The 16,827-nt window shown below is 59.1% G+C and carries 14 protein-coding genes, 1 tRNA gene and 1 pseudogene; 6 read left to right on the forward strand and 10 right to left on the reverse strand.

Going from position 1 to position 16,827, the window contains the following annotated elements; genetic code table 11:
• Window positions 1-495 carry a hypothetical protein gene (locus ABF757_RS04870; RefSeq protein WP_415481174.1) on the reverse strand — a complete coding sequence of 165 codons (495 nt, stop codon included), beginning with the start codon at window positions 493-495 and terminating at the stop codon, window positions 1-3.
• A 132-nt stretch (window positions 496-627) separates the two neighbouring features.
• Window positions 628-780, reverse strand: a complete 153-nt coding sequence (locus tag ABF757_RS04875) for a hypothetical protein (protein WP_415481175.1) — start codon at window positions 778-780, stop codon at window positions 628-630.
• Between the two features lie 352 nt (window positions 781-1,132).
• Between ABF757_RS04875 and ABF757_RS04880 the strand changes: the two genes are divergently transcribed.
• A complete protein-coding gene (locus ABF757_RS04880) occupies window positions 1,133-2,488 on the forward strand; it encodes an ammonium transporter (RefSeq protein WP_415481176.1) in 1,356 nt (451 codons plus the stop codon).
• Between the two features lie 508 nt (window positions 2,489-2,996).
• Here the strand turns inward: ABF757_RS04880 and ABF757_RS04885 are convergent.
• Window positions 2,997-3,335, reverse strand: coding sequence for a P-II family nitrogen regulator (locus tag ABF757_RS04885; RefSeq protein ID WP_025860447.1), 339 nt, complete (start codon window positions 3,333-3,335; stop codon window positions 2,997-2,999).
• A gap of 212 nt (window positions 3,336-3,547) precedes the next feature.
• Between ABF757_RS04885 and ABF757_RS04890 the strand changes: the two genes are divergently transcribed.
• A complete protein-coding gene (locus ABF757_RS04890; RefSeq protein WP_415481177.1) occupies window positions 3,548-4,798 on the forward strand; it encodes a UbiH/UbiF/VisC/COQ6 family ubiquinone biosynthesis hydroxylase in 1,251 nt (416 codons plus the stop codon).
• Window positions 4,799-4,909: 111 nt separating this feature from the next.
• On the forward strand, window positions 4,910-5,689 hold the full coding sequence (cysE, locus tag ABF757_RS04895; RefSeq protein WP_415481185.1) for a serine O-acetyltransferase: 780 nt from the start codon (window positions 4,910-4,912) through the stop codon (window positions 5,687-5,689).
• Window positions 5,690-5,716: 27 nt separating this feature from the next.
• On the opposite strand, the gene ABF757_RS04900 is transcribed toward cysE, so the two are convergent.
• The 3 genes from ABF757_RS04900 to ABF757_RS04910 all read right to left on the reverse strand — a co-directional run bounded on the left by ABF757_RS04900 (window position 5,717) and on the right by ABF757_RS04910 (window position 9,723).
• Window positions 5,717-7,513, reverse strand: a complete 1,797-nt coding sequence (locus tag ABF757_RS04900; protein ID WP_415481178.1) for a sensor domain-containing diguanylate cyclase — start codon at window positions 7,511-7,513, stop codon at window positions 5,717-5,719.
• A 222-nt stretch (window positions 7,514-7,735) separates the two neighbouring features.
• Window positions 7,736-9,379 (reverse strand): chaperonin GroEL, encoded by a 1,644-nt coding sequence (groL, locus tag ABF757_RS04905; RefSeq protein ID WP_415481179.1) that lies wholly within the window; start codon window positions 9,377-9,379, stop codon window positions 7,736-7,738.
• Between the two features lie 50 nt (window positions 9,380-9,429).
• On the reverse strand, window positions 9,430-9,723 hold the full coding sequence (locus ABF757_RS04910) for a co-chaperone GroES (RefSeq protein WP_025860450.1): 294 nt from the start codon (window positions 9,721-9,723) through the stop codon (window positions 9,430-9,432).
• A gap of 256 nt (window positions 9,724-9,979) precedes the next feature.
• Between ABF757_RS04910 and ABF757_RS04915 the strand changes: the two genes are divergently transcribed.
• Together ABF757_RS04915 and ABF757_RS04920 are read left to right on the forward strand one after the other, a co-directional pair.
• Complete coding sequence (locus ABF757_RS04915) at window positions 9,980-10,648, forward strand: dienelactone hydrolase family protein (protein WP_415481180.1); 669 nt, start codon at window positions 9,980-9,982, stop codon at window positions 10,646-10,648.
• A 119-nt stretch (window positions 10,649-10,767) separates the two neighbouring features.
• Entirely contained in the window at window positions 10,768-10,971 is a 204-nt protein-coding gene (locus tag ABF757_RS04920) for a cold-shock protein (RefSeq protein WP_025860452.1), read from the forward strand.
• A 5-nt stretch (window positions 10,972-10,976) separates the two neighbouring features.
• On the opposite strand, the gene ABF757_RS04925 is transcribed toward ABF757_RS04920, so the two are convergent.
• The 3 genes from ABF757_RS04925 to efp all read right to left on the reverse strand — a co-directional run bounded on the left by ABF757_RS04925 (window position 10,977) and on the right by efp (window position 15,630).
• Complete coding sequence (locus ABF757_RS04925; protein ID WP_415481181.1) at window positions 10,977-14,060, reverse strand: ATP-dependent DNA helicase; 3,084 nt, start codon at window positions 14,058-14,060, stop codon at window positions 10,977-10,979.
• A gap of 124 nt (window positions 14,061-14,184) precedes the next feature.
• Entirely contained in the window at window positions 14,185-15,015 is an 831-nt protein-coding gene (locus ABF757_RS04930; RefSeq protein WP_025860453.1) for an inositol monophosphatase family protein, read from the reverse strand.
• A gap of 48 nt (window positions 15,016-15,063) precedes the next feature.
• Entirely contained in the window at window positions 15,064-15,630 is a 567-nt protein-coding gene (efp, locus tag ABF757_RS04935) for an elongation factor P (RefSeq protein ID WP_025860454.1), read from the reverse strand.
• A gap of 170 nt (window positions 15,631-15,800) precedes the next feature.
• On the opposite strand from efp, the gene ABF757_RS04940 reads away from it, so the two are divergent.
• A tRNA-Ser gene (locus ABF757_RS04940) sits at window positions 15,801-15,890 on the forward strand.
• Window positions 15,891-16,106: 216 nt separating this feature from the next.
• On the opposite strand, the pseudogene ABF757_RS04945 reads toward ABF757_RS04940, so the two are convergent.
• Window positions 16,107-16,619 (reverse strand): annotated as a pseudogene (locus tag ABF757_RS04945) (transposase); the annotation flags it as partial.
• Window positions 16,620-16,827 lie beyond the last annotated feature (208 nt).

Raw genomic sequence — 16,827 nt, forward strand, 5'->3', positions numbered from 1 at the left:
TCAGCCCTTCAGGCGTGTGTTGCACACGCTGTAATAGCCGCCGCCTTTCTGAATCCATTTCAGGCCACCATTGGCGTTGTTGGCCTTGTTGGCGTTGTACTGGTCAAGGCAGGTTTTCTGACGGGCTTTTCCTGCGCTGAGCTTTGAATACTGGGCGCTGACAGCACTCGGGAAAACCGCACCTTCAGCGCTGGTGGGCAGGGGCTTGGCCGTGCTGGCGGTTTCGGCTGCCTTGGTTTCAGCGGGTTTTGCCTCCGGCGCTTTGGCTTCTGCGGCTTTGGTTTCCGTAGCCTTGGTCGCTTCCGGCTGTGCCGCATCGCACGTAGCGGTCTTGAACGCCTTGTAGGTCTGATCCTTCAGCGAGCCATCGGCTTTCGCTTCCTTGAACTTTTCGTGGCATTCCTTGGCCGTCAGCGCATGGGCGCTGGGGGCGGCCATAACAGTGGTGCAGGCGAGGAGCGTCGCCGCCAGACCAATACGCGCGAATACTTTCATGGTGATTACCTTACAAGGAAGATAGGCAGGAAGATGCACGCTCATAGCCTCTGACGGGCGCTGTGGCCCATTGCCCTGTCCGTCAGCCAGAAGAGCGATGACCCGTGCACGCTACGGCAAATTCGCATAATGTTAAAGGCCCTTGTATGGGTCTGCTTTTGTGCCGTAAGGGGCGTTTTCCGGCGGTGGGGCGGCCTTGTTGGGGCTATCGGTATCAGGCGGGCGCAGGGGGTATGTAACAGTCTGCGCATGATTGGGGCTGGGTGGATCGGGTGTGGCATCCATGCCGCATTTGGCAGAAAATGCGCGTGAAAGAGCCGCGGCTGTCGTGGCACGTGCAACCTACCGGGAAGTGGCAGAAAAAGAAGGAATTTAAAGGTTTTTAGACCACGCTTCTTTGTCTGGCAGCAGGGCATGAACCGTCACGATTACGCCCGTTCATGTTCAGATTCTGGCCATGATTACGGAATACGCTAACAAAGGGTGCTTTGTTCCGCTTGAGATACAAGTCAAACAATGGCAGTGTCAGCCGGTGAACCATTAAAACCAGTATTGCTGAGAGCCTTGAGTTTAAGGAGAGACCCAATATATGTTCCTGTCATTATCTAGGGCATATTCTGCCGTAAAACGCACGGGGATGACGTCATCCCTGTCACTGCTGGCGGGCGCGGTTGCGGTTTCGCTGCTGGGTGGCGGTTCCGCCCTGGCGGCCGATGCCGCTCCGGCCATCGATACCGGTGATACCGCATGGATGCTGACCAGCACGGCGCTGGTTCTCATGATGACCATTCCCGGTCTGGGCCTCTTCTACGCGGGTATGGTGCGCAAGAAGAACGTTCTGGCCACCATGATGCAGGCTTTCGCCCTGTGCTGTCTCATGTCCATCGTGTGGATGGTAGCTGGCTACTCTCTGGCGTTCAGCAATGGCACGCCTTGGATCGGTGGTTTTTCGCGTCTTTTCCTTAACGGCCTTGGCGAACACATCCATAATGGTGCGGATATTCCCTTCACCATTGGTGAAGGCACGCCCAACGCCTCGACGATGACCATCCCCGAAAGCGTCTTCATGGTCTTCCAGATGACGTTTGCCATCATCACCCCGGCACTGATCGCCGGTGCCTATGCAGAGCGGATGAAGTTCAGCGCCATGTGCGTGTTCTCTGTTCTGTGGTCGCTGCTGGTTTACGCGCCGATCGCTCACTGGGTCTGGAGCCCGATGGGCTGGCTGGCCGCTCTCGGCACTGCTGACTTCGCTGGTGGTACGGTCGTGCATATCAATGCCGGTGTGGCCGGTCTTGTCTGCGCACTGGTTCTGGGTCGCCGTAAGGGTTACGGGCAGGATGACCTTGCTCCCTTCAACCTGACCTATGCCGTTATTGGCGCTTCCCTGCTGTGGGTTGGCTGGTTCGGCTTCAACGCGGGTTCTGCTCTGGGTGCGGCTGGCCGTGCGGGCATGGCCATGGTGACGACGCAGATCGCCGCCGCCGCCGCAGGCCTGTCCTGGATGGTGATGGAATGGCTGCGTGCAGGCAAGCCGACCGTTCTGGGTATCATTTCCGGTGCAGTGGGTGGCCTTGTGGCCATTACCCCGGCGGCTGGTTTCGTGCTGCCCGGCGGTGCGCTGATCATTGGCCTGATCACCGGTGTGGTCTGCTACTGGAGCGCTACCAGCCTCAAGCACATGCTGGGTTATGACGACAGCCTCGACGCCTTTGGCGTGCATGGCGTTGGCGGTATTGTTGGTGCACTGCTGACCGGTCTGCTGGCTTATGGCCCGCTGTCCGCCACGGACGCCAGCCCTGAGGGGATTGTCGGCTCCTTCAAGCAGATGATGATTCAGGCTGAGGCCGTTATGGTTACCATCGTGTGGTGTGCTCTGGTCAGCTTCATCATCCTCAAGGTTGTGGATGTTGTGATCGGCCTGCGCGTTACCCCCGATCAGGAACAGGAAGGTCTGGATACGTCCCTGCATGGGGAACAGATCAACCTCTGAGTTTGAAAGTGCCCTCCCTATCAGGGGAGGGTATTTCTGACAGAGGAAAGCCCCCGCCACCGTGTGTGGCGGGGGCTTTTTTATTGGCGTGTGCAGGTTTCTTATTCTGAGCACGCAATATTCACGTTGGTTCTGATAGTGAGGTCGGGCCGGTTTAAGAGAGACTGAAATTGTTGTCGGTATGAGAGAAAGTAAAACGACACTATTCAGAGTGATCACAAGGCAGCGATAAAGGAGCCGGGTAGATGCACAGCCATGCGGGTTATTGAACGCATAAAAGCGCGCAGGCCCCATGTTGCGGGCTTGCGCGCCTTGCCCGGCCGGTTAAGGCCAAGTTTGAAGACAGAAAGAAACGGGTGGGAGATATGTCAGGGGCAGGACAGGCCATAAAATGGTCTGTCGGTTTTTTGAAAATCTGCCCAAAGAGCGCGCTTGTGTAAGGCGCCCGGCCTTTCCATGCTGTTACCCAATAGGGAAAGCAGGCATGGAAAGGCGGAAAATCCGTTAATTACAGGGCGGAATCGCCTGTTTCGCGGGTGCGGATACGGATAACGCGGTCGAGATCGCTGACAAAAATTTTGCCGTCGCCGATCTTGCCTGTGTGAGCGGAATCAAGGATGGCTTCGATAACCTGATCAACCAGATCGTCAGTCGTGGCGATTTCCACCTTGATCTTGGGAAGGAAGCTGATCCGGTATTCGGCGCCACGGTAGATTTCGTTCTGGCCTTTCTGGCGGCCAAAACCCTTGACTTCAGAAACGGTCAGACCCTGCACCCCAAGCGGGGCGAGCGCTTCGCGCACATCGCCGAGTTTGAAGGGCTTTATAATGGCTGTAATCAGTTTCATTTAACTTTTACTCCCTCCCGATAATCATTTCTTTCCTGTTCCGAGACTGACACATTTGGTCATGCCGCGCTAGGCTTTTATGTGGGATGTTCCAAGCGCATGTCTGGTTTTTCCGGGCGGTCAGGCGCATATATGATCCGCCGCCCGCCCGGTGCGTGGCGGGTCTGCTCTCATGCAGGGCAGGGACTTGGGTATTGAAGGAAACCGAGCATATGCACCAGAAGGCCGCAGCCAGCATGGCGGAAGGCGTTTTTCCCGCGGATGATCTGCCCGATGTGGATGTCTGTATTGTGGGGGCGGGGCCGGTTGGCGCGTCACTGGCCTGCCGTCTGGGCCGCGCGGGCTTGAGTGTTGCCGTGCTGGACCGGGCTGAACTGGCGGGTATGGAACATCCTGATCTGGATGGCAGGGCCTATGCTATTGCGGCTGGCCCCAAGCTGTTTCTGGAAGAAGCAGGGGTGTGGGATGCACTGCCCCGTCCCTCCTGCCCGATCGAGGATATTCTGGTGACAGATGGCCGCCCCGGCGAGCCCGCGTCATCCCTGTTTTTGGAATTCAAGCGTGAGGATGCGGGCCAGCCTTTTGGCTGGATGATCGAGGCCCGTGCCCTACGTGTGGCGCTTAATACCTGTCTGGCGGCAACACCGGGCATTACGGTTCTGGCCCCGGTGGAGGCCAGCATTACCCGCCGGGCGGATGGGGCGCGTGTCAGCCTGTCGGATGGTCGCTCATTTGGAGCGAAGCTGATTGTGGCGGCCGATGGCCGGCGCTCGCGCCTGCGGGAGGAAGCAGGTATCGGGCTTACACGCCTGCCATACGGGCAGACGGCTATTGTCTGCGCGATTGCTCATGAATTCCCGCATGATAACAGCGCGCTTGAGCATTTTCTGCCCGCCGGGCCGTTCGCGCAACTGCCAATGTGCGGCACGGATGAACATCCCCACATGTCCGCCATCGTCTGGAGCGACAAGGATGGTACGGCCGAACGCTTTGCGGCCCTGCCGGATGAGGTCTTTGCCCGGCAGGTGGAAAGCCGCATGGGCACGGAACGGCTGGGCCGGGTCACGCCGGTCGGGCGGCGCTGGACATATCCGCTTTCCGCCCAGTATGCGCAGCGTTATACTGATACACGGCTGCTGCTCGTGGGGGATGCCGCCCATGGTATCCACCCCATAGCCGGGCAGGGGCTGAATCTGGGGTATCGGGATATCATCCAGCTTGTGCCCCTGCTGGTTGAGGCGCATGCAAAAGGGCAGGATGTGGGCAGCACGGAATTGCTGGCCAGCTATCAGGCCCGCTGCCGCCCCGCCAATATGCTGATGCTGGCGGCAACCGATGCGCTGGACAGGCTGTTCAGTAATAATAATCCGGTTCTGCGTCTGGCGCGTGACCTCGGTATTGCGAGTGTTCACCGGATTCCAGCACTACGCAGGGCCTTTGTCCGACATGCCATGGGGCTGTAGGAGCAGGAAACGATCATGGATGATGCAGTCATGACAGGAAGTCGGGAGCAGAGCGTTCTCGCATCCAGCCAGTTTGATAAAAGCAGCAGCCTGTGTGCGCCGCAGCTTGGCATGTTATGGCAGCAGATGCTTCACGATGCCTGTGGTTGCAACGACCCGCTGGTGCGTGGGCTGCTGGCAACAGGCGTGCGCAGCCATGCAGATTTTGCCTCGGCGCTGGCTGCCCTTCTGGGCCGCAAGCTGGGAGACCGCTCCGTGGCGGCGGATGCGTTGAGCGAACTGGTGCAGGAAGGTTTTGAGGCTGACCCTGACATTGTGTGCGCGGCGGCGGCCGATCTGCTGGCTATCCGTGAGCGTGACCCGGCCTGCCCGGATTTTGTCACCCCGTTCCTGTTCTTCAAGGGCTATCATGCAGTGCAGACCTACCGGGTCGCGCACTGGCTGTGGCGGACGGGGCGCGGCCATCTGGCGCTGCATCTGCAAAGCCGCGCGTCAGAACTGTTCAGTGTAGATATTCACCCAGCAGCCCGTCTGGGGCGGCGCATCCTGTTCGATCATGGCACGGGTATTGTCGTGGGAGAGACCTGCGTGATCGAAAACGATGTGTCCATCTTGCAGAATGTGACCCTTGGTGGCACGGGCAAGCATAGTGGCGACCGCCACCCCAAGGTGCGCCGTGGTGTGCTGATTGGCGCGGGTGCCAAGGTGCTGGGTAATATCGAACTGGGCGAAGGGGCTAAAATCGGTGCGGGCTCCATTGTTCTCGAACCGGTGCCGCCCTTTACAACGGTTGTCGGGAATCCGGCCCGCAAGGTGGGGACACGCCATGTCGGCAGCATGCCTGCGTTGAATATGGACCAGACGCTCCCCCCCATTGATTACATTATCTGAACCCGTCACTGCCTGAGGCCGCGTGCCTCAGGTGGCTGGGGTCTGTGGTGATACGATAACGCTGCTAACTTCGCAGGTGCGGTTACGGCCCGCTTTCTTGGCCTCGTACAGTGCGCTGTCTGCCTGCCGTAAAAGGGATTCGACCGAGACGCCCACGCTATAGGGGGCAACACCGCAACTGATTGAAATCTGCACAGTTTCACCCGTATCAAGAGCAATAGGCTCGTCGTGAATGGCGTGCACGATCCGGTCCAGCGTTGCAGCGGCATCCTTCTGGTTTTTTGTAATAGCCAGCACGAATTCATCTCCCCCGAAACGTGAGACGATATCGCTTGCGCGCGTCTGGTGGCTGATTCGTGCCGCTATGGTCTTGAGCACTGTATCGCCTGCTTCATGACCATAATGGTCGTTGATATCCTTGAAATGGTCGGCATCAATATAGGCGAGAGAGAAATCTGCATGCTCGGCGTTGATAAGCGCGTTGATCCGTCTCTGAAACCCAGCCCGGTTCAGAAGGCCCGTCATGGGGTCGCTTTCAGACTGGCGGGCAATGTCGTCTTCCTTGAGCTTGCGCTGGGTCACATCATGGATGGTGACAATCGCACCGGCAACCGTGCCCGCGTCAAAAACCTTGCGGAAGTTGAGTTCAATTGTGGTGTCTTGCGTGTGTGGGGCAGCAATTTCCAGAATGGCGGCATACTGGTCGCCACTGAAAAATGTTTCCATCAGGGTAACAACTTCCCTGTTGTTAGTTTCCAGAATGTTGCACAGCCGTTGCGTTGGTAGGTTTTCGTTGGCAACGCCCAGCAGGGAGAGCGACGCGCCGCCCGCCCAGCGGCAGATCCAGTCTCGGTCAAAGCTGAGGATACTGTCTGTCGCGTTGATCATGGCCAGTGCCAGCATCTGTTCGCGTGCGGTCAGGCGTTTGATGAGCGCACGCTTGCTCATCAGTATGGAAGAAACAGGCCGCTCGGTTAGCAGCAGGATGAAAAGATAGACCTGCAGCAGCACTTCGCGTTTGAAATGATCAGTATGGATGAGGCTGGTTGGCCCTTTGCCATCAATTGTAAAGGCAAGTCCCGTAATCGTAATGATCATGAAGGAGAGTGTCGCTCCGGCCTCTCCGATCAGCATAGGGGAAATAATCAGGGCTTCAGCGGGAATGAAAAGCAGCGGATAGGCGCTCTGGCTGAAAACCAAAACGGCCAGAATGGCCTGACAGAGCAGAACAATACCGATTTTCCATAACGGATAGCTGCCATTTTCCGTCAGGTCATGCATGAATTGCCCGCCGAACAGCGAGGTAAACATGGGGGTAAAGATCAGCAGCCCGAAAGACGTGCTGAACAGCCATTCCCAGAAAGACAGCGAGAAGCTGGTATGGTGTGCAATACTGGTGACAAACGCGCCGGGTATGGAAATGACGAACGGTACGGCAAGCCCCGCGATCAATGCAAAATTCAGAACCGTGCGGGCTGTGGAAAATGGTTTGCCATGACTCGTATAAAACCGTGCAAAAGCCGCGACCAACGCGATTTCAGCAACATTGAGAAAAGCCGTGGCACAAAACCATGGGGTCCATTGCCAGACAACGCTCTTGGCCAGAATGTCCGTCAGAAAGGTCAGGCACAGAACACGCTTGCGAAGGGTTAAGCCCCTATTGAGCAGGAGTGCCAGAATAATGCCGTTACCCGGCCAGATAGAGGCATGGCTGCGCCCGTCGGTTGTAAAGCGAATAACCAGTGCCGAGGTAATGAAATACAGCAAAAGCCCCAAGACAACCTTGAAAATAACAGTGCTTTTGTCCGGTCGGGCAGCCTGCATGAGAGGTTCCAGCAAGGGCGGGGGATGAATTGGATAGCCCGGGTTCTCAGAGGGGCTAACTCATTGCGGTAAAAAAGCGTTTTCTGCTCGGAATTGTCCAGAGAAAATTTCAATGTCCAGCATCAGGCAACGCAATGCGGGTAGCGGCTAAGCCTGCGGGCATAAAAAAACGGCCGTGACATTAAGCCACGGCCGTTTCCACAGTAGGTGTGGAGAGGGGTATTAGAAGTCCATACCGCCCATGCCACCCATACCGCCCATGTCAGGGGCCGGAGCCGCCTTCTTTTCAGGACGTTCAGCCACCATGGCTTCGGTGGTGATCAGCAGGCCAGCAACGGAAGCTGCATCCTGCAGAGCCGTGCGCACAACCTTGGCCGGGTCGATAATACCGGCTTCAACCAGGTTCTTGTATTCGCCAGCCTGTGCGTCGAAGCCGAAGTTGTAGTCTTCGCTTTCGAGCACCTTGTTGGCGACCACGGCACCGTCTTCACCCGCGTTCAGGGCGATCTGGCGCAGGGGAGCCTGCAGAGCGCTGAGGATGATGTTGCCACCAACGCGCTGGTCGTCATTGTGGTAGTGCAGGTGGGCAAGAGCCTTGGTTGCGCGGGCCAGAGCCGTGCCACCACCGGGAACAATGCCTTCTTCAACTGCTGCGCGGGTTGCGTGCAGGGCGTCGTCCACGCGGTCCTTGCGTTCCTTCACTTCGATTTCCGTGGAGCCGCCAACGCGGATCACGGCAACACCGCCAGCCAGTTTGGCCAGACGTTCCTGCAGCTTTTCGCGGTCGTAGTCGGAGGAGGTTTCCTCGATCTGCGCACGGATCTGCTTCACGCGGCCCTTGATGTCGTCCGAGCTGCCAGAGCCATCGACAACGGTGGTGTTTTCCTTGTCGATATGCACTTTCTTGGCGGTGCCAAGCATGTTCAGCGTCACGGTTTCGAGCTTGATGCCGAGGTCTTCGCTGATAACCTGGCCACCGGTCAGGATCGCGATGTCTTCCAGCATGGCCTTGCGACGGTCACCAAAGCCCGGAGCCTTCACAGCGGCGATCTTCAGGCCGCCACGCAGCTTGTTGACAACCAGAGTGGCCAGCGCTTCGCCATCGACATCTTCAGCGATGATCAGCAGCGGGCGGCCGGACTGCACAACGGCTTCAAGCAGCGGCAGCATGGGCTGGAGAGAAGAGAGCTTCTTCTCGTGGATCAGGATGTACGGATTTTCGAGGTCCGCAGTCATCTTTTCCGGGTTGGTGACGAAGTAGGGGGACAGGTAGCCGCGGTCGAACTGCATGCCCTCGACAACGTCGAGTTCGGTCTGGAAGTGCTTGGCTTCCTCAACCGTGATGACGCCTTCGGAGCCAACTTTCTGCATGGCTTCGGAGATCATCTGGCCGATTTCGTGTTCGCCGTTGGCGGAAATCGTGCCGACCTGAGCGGTTTCCGCCGGGGTCGTGACCTTCTTGGCGTTCTTCTTCAGCTCTTCCGTAACCACGGTCACGGCCTTGTCGATACCGCGCTTGAGGTCCATCGGGTTCATGCCAGCGGCAACGGCCTTCATGCCTTCGCGCACAATGGCCTGAGCCAGCACGGTTGCCGTCGTGGTGCCGTCACCGGCCACGTCGTTGGTCTTGGAGGCCACTTCGCGCAGCATCTGTGCGCCCATGTTTTCGAACTTGTCAGCCAGTTCGATTTCCTTGGCGACGGAAACGCCGTCCTTGGTGATGCGGGGCGCGCCGAAGCTCTTGTCCAGAACAACGTTACGGCCTTTGGGGCCCAGCGTTACTTTGACCGCGTCGGCCAGAATGTCCACGCCGCGCAGCATACGCTGGCGGGCATCAGCACCAAACTTTACGTCTTTGGCAGCCATTGAATGTCTCCTGTGAAGATCGTTCTTGAATTGCGATAAGGGTTAGCGGCTCAGGCGGAAATCACGCCCAGAATGTCGCTTTCCTTCATGATCAGCAGCTCTTCGCCGTCGATCTTCACTTCCGTGCCGGACCATTTGCCAAACAGGATGCGGTCGCCAGCCTTGACGTCCAGAGCCACGATCTGGCCCTGTTCGTTGCGCGCACCGGGGCCGGCGGCGACAACTTCGCCTTCCATCGGCTTTTCCTTGGCGGTGTCGGGGATGATGATTCCGCCAGCCGTCTTCAGCTCGCCTTCAAGGCGGCGGACAACTACACGGTCGTGTAAGGGACGAAACTTCGTCATTATGGATCGCTCCACATTCTTGCTGTGACGGTGCCCTTGTATCAGGAAGCAGCACCATCAGTTTTGCCGCGCGTAACATAACGCCGCGTTACGTTAGCACTCCCACCCCGGGAGTGCCAGAACAGGAGATAGGTGCGCCCCATGGCGGTGTCAAGGAATGGCGCGCAGTTTCTTTTTGACGTCATAATGGCCGGAGCTGGCATCGGTTATGGTGCCGCTACAGGCTTGCAAACCCGGTATAACAAGGGGCGCTCTGATGGGACACTGGATATCACTCGAGGCCGCTGACGGCCATGGTTTTGACGTCTGGGAGGAGGGACAGCCCGGCCTGCGGCCCACGCTTGTGGTCTTGCAGGAAATTTTCGGGGTGAACCACCATATCCGCGCGGTTTGCGAAGATTTTGCGCAGGCGGGCTTTCATGTGCTGGCCCCCGCCCTGTTCGACAGGGCCGAGCGGGGTATCTCGCTGGGGTATACTGCGGCGGATGTGGAGCAGGGCAAGGCCCTGCGCGCACGGATTCCCCTTGAGCAGACACTGGCCGACCTGCGCGCCGTGCTGGCCCACCCGCGTTCGGGCAGGGCAGGTATGATCGGGTATTGCTGGGGAGGCACGCTTGCATGGGAAAGTGCCTGCCGTCTTGAAGGGCTGGCCGCCGCCTGCTGCTGGTATGGCGTGGGCATAGCCTCGGCACTGGAGCAGGAACCTGCCTGCCCGGTGCAGATGCATTTTGGCGGGCAGGATGCCAGTATTCCGCCTGCTGACATTGCAGCCATTCGCCAAAGACATTCCGAGTTGGAGATGTTTGTTTACGACGAAGCCGGGCATGGTTTCGGCTGTGCCGAGCGGGCGGCCTTCAATGCGCCAGCCTATGCTCTGGCACGCGAACGTAGCCTGTCCTTTCTGGAAAATGCACTGGCTCCCTGAGGGCTGGCTGGATATTCTGATTGACAAGACCGCCCGCACATGACGGGATTAAACCATAAACCCCGGCAGTGCGTGGTGTGTGGCCGGGAGTTGAAGAGAAACAAGGATCGTTCCCGCTCATGCCCACCGGTACCGTCAAGTGGTTCAATACCACCAAAGGCTATGGTTTTATTGCTCCCGATGAAGGCAGCAAGGATGTTTTCGTGCACATTACGGCCGTTCAGGCTGCTGGCCTGCGCGGCCTGAACGACGGGCAGAAAGTGTCCTTCGATCTGGTGGAAGAGCGTGGCAAGCAGGCTGCGACCAACCTTCAGGTTATTTAAGGCCGTTACGGCTCCCTGTCTTGCGGGGGGCCGTTTTCCCATGCGTCATCCAGCGTTGCGGCTTGACCGCTTGATGGTGGCGCATCGGGTTTGGCATGCAGGAAGGCCGTAATGGCACGCGCAGTTTGTGCAAGCCCGGCCCTGTGTGTTTCCACCCCGCCGGGAAAGGCGGAGAGCAGGCGCGAAGGTGCGCGCCGGTCCAGCAGGACAAATACCCCACGGTCTGACTGACGGCGGATCAGCCGCCCGAAAGCCTGTCGAAGACGCAGGCGGGCAATGGCATCATCAAATCCTTTTGGGTCTCCACCCGCCAGATGAATGCGCCGCTCCCGGTGCAGGATATCGGGGCGTGGCCATGGCACCCGCTCGAACACGACCAGCCGGAGCGCATTGCCCGGCACATCCACCCCATCACGCATGGCATCGGTTCCGAGCAGGCAGGCATGTTCCTCGGTGCGGAAAATATCCACCAGCGTATTGTTGTCCATGGCATCGACATGCTGGGCGTAAAGCGGCAGCCCGTTTTCCTCCAATGTGGGGGCAATACGCTCATGCACCCCCCGTAGGCGGGAAATAGCGGTAAACAGCCCCAACGCCCCGCCGCCAGAGGACATAAACAGCGTGCGGAAGGCGGCTGACAGGTCCACAATACTGCTGTTGTCTACATCCGTTACGATAAAGACACGAGTCTGTGCCTGATAGTTGAACGGGCTGGCAAGGCTGGCCCGTATGGCGGGTGAGGGAAAATGATTGGCCCCTGTGCGGGCCTCTGCCGCTTCCCATGTGCGTTCAGCATCATCGGCCTCTCGACTGTCATCCGGGTTGTTATCGGACGATATGGTGGTGGGCTGGTGGTCGCGCAGGGTGGCGGAGGTAATCAGCATTCCCTGTGCGGGAATAGCCATGGTGGCGGCAAATGGAATGGTCGGGTCTATCCAGTGGCGGTGCAGGCCCACGTCCTGTTCGCCCATGCGCTGGCGCTCACGCCGTTCCAGCCGGATGAAATGCACATGTGAAGGCACGCGGCCTTCAGTCTGGGGTGAGAGCTCCAGTTCGGACAGCATGGCCAGCCACGCATCCAACCGGGCAATGGCACGGCGGTGCAAGGCGCGCGTCATGGCTTCGATCCGTACGCGGGTGGCGCTGTCCAGACTGTCGGCATCTTCTTCCAGCCGCTCGCGCAGGCGGTCGCAGAGCGTGCGTAGAGGCTCTACAAGGCGGGTCAGTGCGCGGGAGAGTAGCTGCCCGGCTTGCGCCAGACCCGGCACAAGAGGGTGCAGGTCGCATTCCAGCGTGCCGCCCTGTAAATGCTGCCGTCCGCCTTCATGCGCACGGGCAAGGCTTTGCTGGCGCAGCAGGCGCAGAAAAGCCTCGGTTGGGTTGTCCATGACAGGCTGTGCGGCGGGCGCATCTGGCGGCAAGAGGAGTGTTGAGGCGAAGGAGACCTCGGGTTCCTGCGGCGGCGGATCTGGCTCCATGCCTTCCTGCGCTGTGTCTTCATCCGCCAGCCGGGTGGACCAGCCGGGAGCGGGGAGTGCATGGGCCGCGGTTAATGCCGCGTCCAGCGGTGTTTCCAGTCGTGGGTGGCCGACAACCAGATCATCCAGCCGCCGCTTGAGCCCGCGCGCGCGGGAGCGTCGGCCCTCCGCCCCCAGCAGCCAGCGCCTGAGTTCCGCTGCTTCCAGCCCGGAGAGTTCAGTGCAGAAAGCACCATCCGCCGCATCGGCCAGATGATGGCCTTCATCAAAGACATAGCGTGAGGGGGGGGCATTTTCCGGGCTGTTTGCGGCATCATCGCTAATGCCCGCCTGTGCATAGGCTGCCTGCGCCATGACCAGCGCATGGTTGGCGATCACCAGATCCGCATCCTTTGCGCGGCGGATACTGTGTTCGACAAAGCAGCGCTGGTAATGCGGGCAGGCACCATGGATACATTCGCCGCGCCTGTCTGCTACCCCGGCCAGATTGCCCTGCCCGAAAAGATCGCCAAACCAGCCCGGCAGGTCTCCGCCCATCAGGTCACCATCGGCTGTGACCAGCGCCCAGCGTGCGAGCATGACCAGCGCAATACTTACGCCTGCGGGGCGGCTGGTTGCTGTGTTGACGGCCTCTTCCATGTTCAGCAGGCACAGATAGTTCTCGCGGCCCTTGCGGAGCACGACCTTCTGCCGATGTGTGGCGCTGTCGGGGTAGAGGCGGCGGGTTTCCTGCTCGATCTGGCGTTGCAGGTGGCGGGTATAGGTGCTGATCCATACCGGCCCGTCATTGCGTTCGGCCCAGATGCTGGCGGGGGCGATGTAGCCCAGAGTCTTGCCGGTTCCGGTTCCGGCCTCAGCCAGTAGCACTGTGGGGTCGCCCGGCATGCTGCGTGGTGCGAAAGCGTTGATGCACACATTGGCGAAATCCGCCTGACCGGCGCGGCTTTCAGCGCCTTCACCCAGAATATGGGCCAGTCTGGCGCGAACTTCGAGCGGCGTGATGGCGTGCGAGGCCGGGGGCGGGCGTGGTGCGTTTTCCTCCCATTTGGGGAGGGTGCGCCACACCCTGAGGGCATCGGCGGGTTGCATGGCTTCTTCGGGCAGGGTGCCGCGGGGGGTAAGCCTGTTTTGCAGTTCCAGCGTTTCGGCCACGGTGCCTGCCCATGGCCAGCCTGCCTGCGCCATGCGTAGGCAGAACGCGGCAAGCTGTTCCGCCTCATCACCGGTATTGCGCTGGCGCAGGTCGTTCAGCAGGCAGGCCAGCAGGCCGGGCAACAGATCAGCCTCGATTGTTTCCAGTGTTTCTGCGTCCAGCCCCAGAGCCATGGCCAGCCCTCGTGGTGTGGGCACGGCAGGGCGGGCAGGGTGGACGAAAGCAAACAGCTCAAGGAGGTCAAGCCATGGGCCGGGTTGTCCCGGCGCGGGCAAGCCCAGCCTGCGGGCCAGAGCGGGGGCGTGGACGACAAGGAACGGGGGAAGGGTGTTCAGCCGCTCACGCAGGGTCTGGGCAGGCAGGGTCAGTAGTTCGCCATCCTCGGTCAGAAGCGAAAAGCCGCCCCGGTATGGGACGAGGGCCGGTGCATCATGCGCGGAGGGAAAAGAAGACTGCATGTTTTCTAGATGAGCTATTCGCAGGCTCAGCGCCAGAGGGGATGCAGCAAAAGCCGTCCTTCAAAAACAAAAGCCCGCGTGCCGGTAGGGCGCGCGGGCTTGAGCCTGAAAGCGGGTGGAAAAATCAGTCCTGAGTTTTCAGGCTGTCCACAACAATTTCGAGCAGCTTGCCATGCATGTTGCCGTTGCCGGCCACGATCATCACATCGTCAGGCAGGTCATCAAGGTCAATACCATCGGGGTCTGTGACCTGACCGCCCGCTTCACGCACGATCAGTGCACCAGCCGCGCAGTCCCACGGTTTGATGCCAAATTCCCAATACCCTTCGTAGCGCCCGGCCGCGACCCATGCGAGGTCGAGGGCTGCGGCGCCAAAGCGGCGGATTCCCGCCACGCGGGGCATCAGGTTGCCCATAACGCGGGCAAAGGGCAGGCGCTGTTTGGCCGGAACCTTGGCAAAGGGAATGCCCGTGGCAAACACTGCCTCGTTCATGTCACGCCGGGCGGAAACACGCAGGCGGCGCTCGTTCAGATAGGCGCCCGAGCCTTTTTCGGCCCAGAACATTTCACCAGCGGCGGGGTTGTAAACCAGCCCGGCTGCCAGTTCCACGCGTCCATCAGGTAGGCGGCGCTGCAGGCCGATGGAAATGGCCCAGTGAGGAATGCCGTGCAGGAAGTTGGTGGTGCCGTCGAGCGGGTCCACCACCCAGCGCCAGGTCCAGTTATCGCTGCCTGATGCGCCGGATTCTTCCATAAGAAAGGCATAGCCGGGCCGGGCGCGTTCCAGTTCCTCACGCAGAGTCTGTTCTGCGCGCAGATCCGCCTGGGAGACAAAGTCGCCCGGCCCCTTGATGCTGACCTGAAGCTGCTCGACTTCGTTAAAGTCACGCAGCAGGCGCTTGGCCGCTTTCTGGGCTGCGGTTTGCATCACCATCATGACGGGGGAGAGACGCATGGCCACGGTGTTTTGTCCTGACTTAAAGGGTGGAGAGACGGAAAAAGATCAGTTCTTGGCGCGTTCGACGTAGGAACCGTCTTCCGTACGAACCACGATACGCTCGCCCGCTTCGATAAAGGGCGGCACCATGGTCTTGACCCCGTTAGAAAGCTTGGCAGGCTTGTAGGAAGAGCTGGCGGTCTGCCCCTTGACGACGGGATCGGCTTCGACAACCTCAAGCGTGACCTGCGGCGGCAGGTCGATACCCACCGGGTCGCCTTCAACCAGATGCAGGTTGATGGTCATGTTGTCCTGAATAAAGGGAGCCTGTTCGCCCAGCAGCTCAAGCGGCACTGTCAGCTGCTCGAAGTTTTCGGGGTCCATCAGTACCAGCAGTTCACCATCGGTGTAAGAGTACAGATATTCCCGGTCTTCGGTCATCAGACGTTCGACGGTATCGGCGGTGCGCCACCGTTCGTTGGTCTTGTTGCCCGTCTTGAGGTCGCGCATTTCAACCTGAATGAAAGCGCCGCCCTTGCCGGGGGTGATGATCTGCTGCTTCAAGACCGTCCAGCGACGACCGTCATGCTCAATGACCTGACCGGCACGGATCAGGTTTGCCTGCTGTTTCATACGTGGTTCCCAAGAGGAATGGCTATTCAGGATGGGGCTTGTACAGTCCCGTGGCAGGAAGGGCAAGCGCCATGGGGCGCACGCCACCTGCTGTCTTTGCATCATACAGCAAGCGGGTGGCTGGACAGCCTCACTGCATCCTGCTTATAAGGCAGTGCCTTGGCGAAGCTGGATGGGTGTCCGAGCGGTTTAAGGAACTGGTCTTGAAAACCAGCGTGCGGGGAACCGTACCGTGGGTTCGAATCCCACCCCATCCGCCAAGTTGCATTCTCTCAAATTCTTATAACTCCTCACGGGCCTTGATTTTCAGGGCCTTTTGCTGTTTCTGTTGTCTCACGTGTTCTCATTTTGTTTCATGTAAGCGCGCAGTTTTGTGGGCAACGTGTGGGCAAAATTCTTCTGCGTGTGGGTAACGAATATCAGGCCAGCGCTATCCGCGCTCATTCACAACACAAAATGCAACTGTAGTGCTAGTCTTCAGGAATACGCCCTGCCCGGAGATCCGCTTTCTCAGCGTTGGTATTGCACTGCTTTGGCGCGGCCAGGAGTGTGGCATCCAGTATCTGGCCCGACATAGGTAGATAACCGGCGTTACGCAGAGTCACGTCAAACCGGTCAAACAGCCTTTCGACCGCGACCGCCTGGGGCAGACGTTCAGGAAACAACCAGACCGTTTTGGCACCAGGCACCCGATCCGATAACGTCAGGCCGAGGAAGCGCATGAAGGACAGACGGTCGTTGATCAGATACTCCGTCCGTTCGTCGGACAGAGTGTTCCACGTCTGGATCACCAGGATTTTGAACATCAGCACCGGATTAAACGGGGGACAACCACCTTTGCTACCGTCTGAATAGGCCAGAGCCTACTCCAGATCAGGGTGGAAGACTTCAAAATCCACAATCCGGGAAGACGCTTCAAGTTGATCACCCAGATCGCTCAACCGGGACAACCGCTCTTCAACGTCAAACAAACCGGACTGCTTCATCATCTACCCTTCTAATCAAGGGAAGATATGCAATCACGGAGCATGTTTTAAAACGAGAGGGTTTTTCTAACCCTCCAGATTAAACTGAAGTCTCAGGCATGGTGCTGGATCAAGATGATCCAGGCAGCCGCCATCATGATACACACGATTGAGACCGGGGCCCCCACACGGGCAAAGGCACCAAACGAGATTTTAACACCATGACTCGCGG

Origin of the sequence: Acetobacter papayae, from assembly GCF_047721125.1 — a bacterium.
In the GTDB taxonomy this organism is placed as follows: Bacteria; Pseudomonadota; Alphaproteobacteria; order Acetobacterales; family Acetobacteraceae; genus Acetobacter; species Acetobacter papayae.

Bases quoted from the DNA above. Each gene is read 5' to 3' on its own strand.
- ABF757_RS04910 (WP_025860450.1), bottom strand. From the start codon at position 9,723: ATGACGAAGTTTCGTCCCTTACACGACCGTGTAGTTGTCCGCCGCCTT.
- ABF757_RS04930 (WP_025860453.1), bottom strand. From the start codon at position 15,015: ATGCGTCTCTCCCCCGTCATGATGGTGATGCAAACCGCAGCCCAGAAA.
- cysE (WP_415481185.1), top strand. From the start codon at position 4,910: ATGTTATGGCAGCAGATGCTTCACGATGCCTGTGGTTGCAACGACCCG.
- ABF757_RS04890 (WP_415481177.1), top strand. From the start codon at position 3,548: ATGCACCAGAAGGCCGCAGCCAGCATGGCGGAAGGCGTTTTTCCCGCG.
- ABF757_RS04875 (WP_415481175.1), bottom strand. From the start codon at position 780: ATGGATGCCACACCCGATCCACCCAGCCCCAATCATGCGCAGACTGTT.
- ABF757_RS04885 (WP_025860447.1), bottom strand. From the start codon at position 3,335: ATGAAACTGATTACAGCCATTATAAAGCCCTTCAAACTCGGCGATGTG.
- ABF757_RS04925 (WP_415481181.1), bottom strand. From the start codon at position 14,060: ATGCAGTCTTCTTTTCCCTCCGCGCATGATGCACCGGCCCTCGTCCCA.
- ABF757_RS04880 (WP_415481176.1), top strand. From the start codon at position 1,133: ATGACGTCATCCCTGTCACTGCTGGCGGGCGCGGTTGCGGTTTCGCTG.
- ABF757_RS04915 (WP_415481180.1), top strand. From the start codon at position 9,980: ATGGGACACTGGATATCACTCGAGGCCGCTGACGGCCATGGTTTTGAC.
- ABF757_RS04870 (WP_415481174.1), bottom strand. From the start codon at position 495: ATGAAAGTATTCGCGCGTATTGGTCTGGCGGCGACGCTCCTCGCCTGC.
- efp (WP_025860454.1), bottom strand. From the start codon at position 15,630: ATGAAACAGCAGGCAAACCTGATCCGTGCCGGTCAGGTCATTGAGCAT.
- groL (WP_415481179.1), bottom strand. From the start codon at position 9,379: ATGGCTGCCAAAGACGTAAAGTTTGGTGCTGATGCCCGCCAGCGTATG.
- ABF757_RS04900 (WP_415481178.1), bottom strand. From the start codon at position 7,513: ATGCAGGCTGCCCGACCGGACAAAAGCACTGTTATTTTCAAGGTTGTC.
- ABF757_RS04920 (WP_025860452.1), top strand. From the start codon at position 10,768: ATGCCCACCGGTACCGTCAAGTGGTTCAATACCACCAAAGGCTATGGT.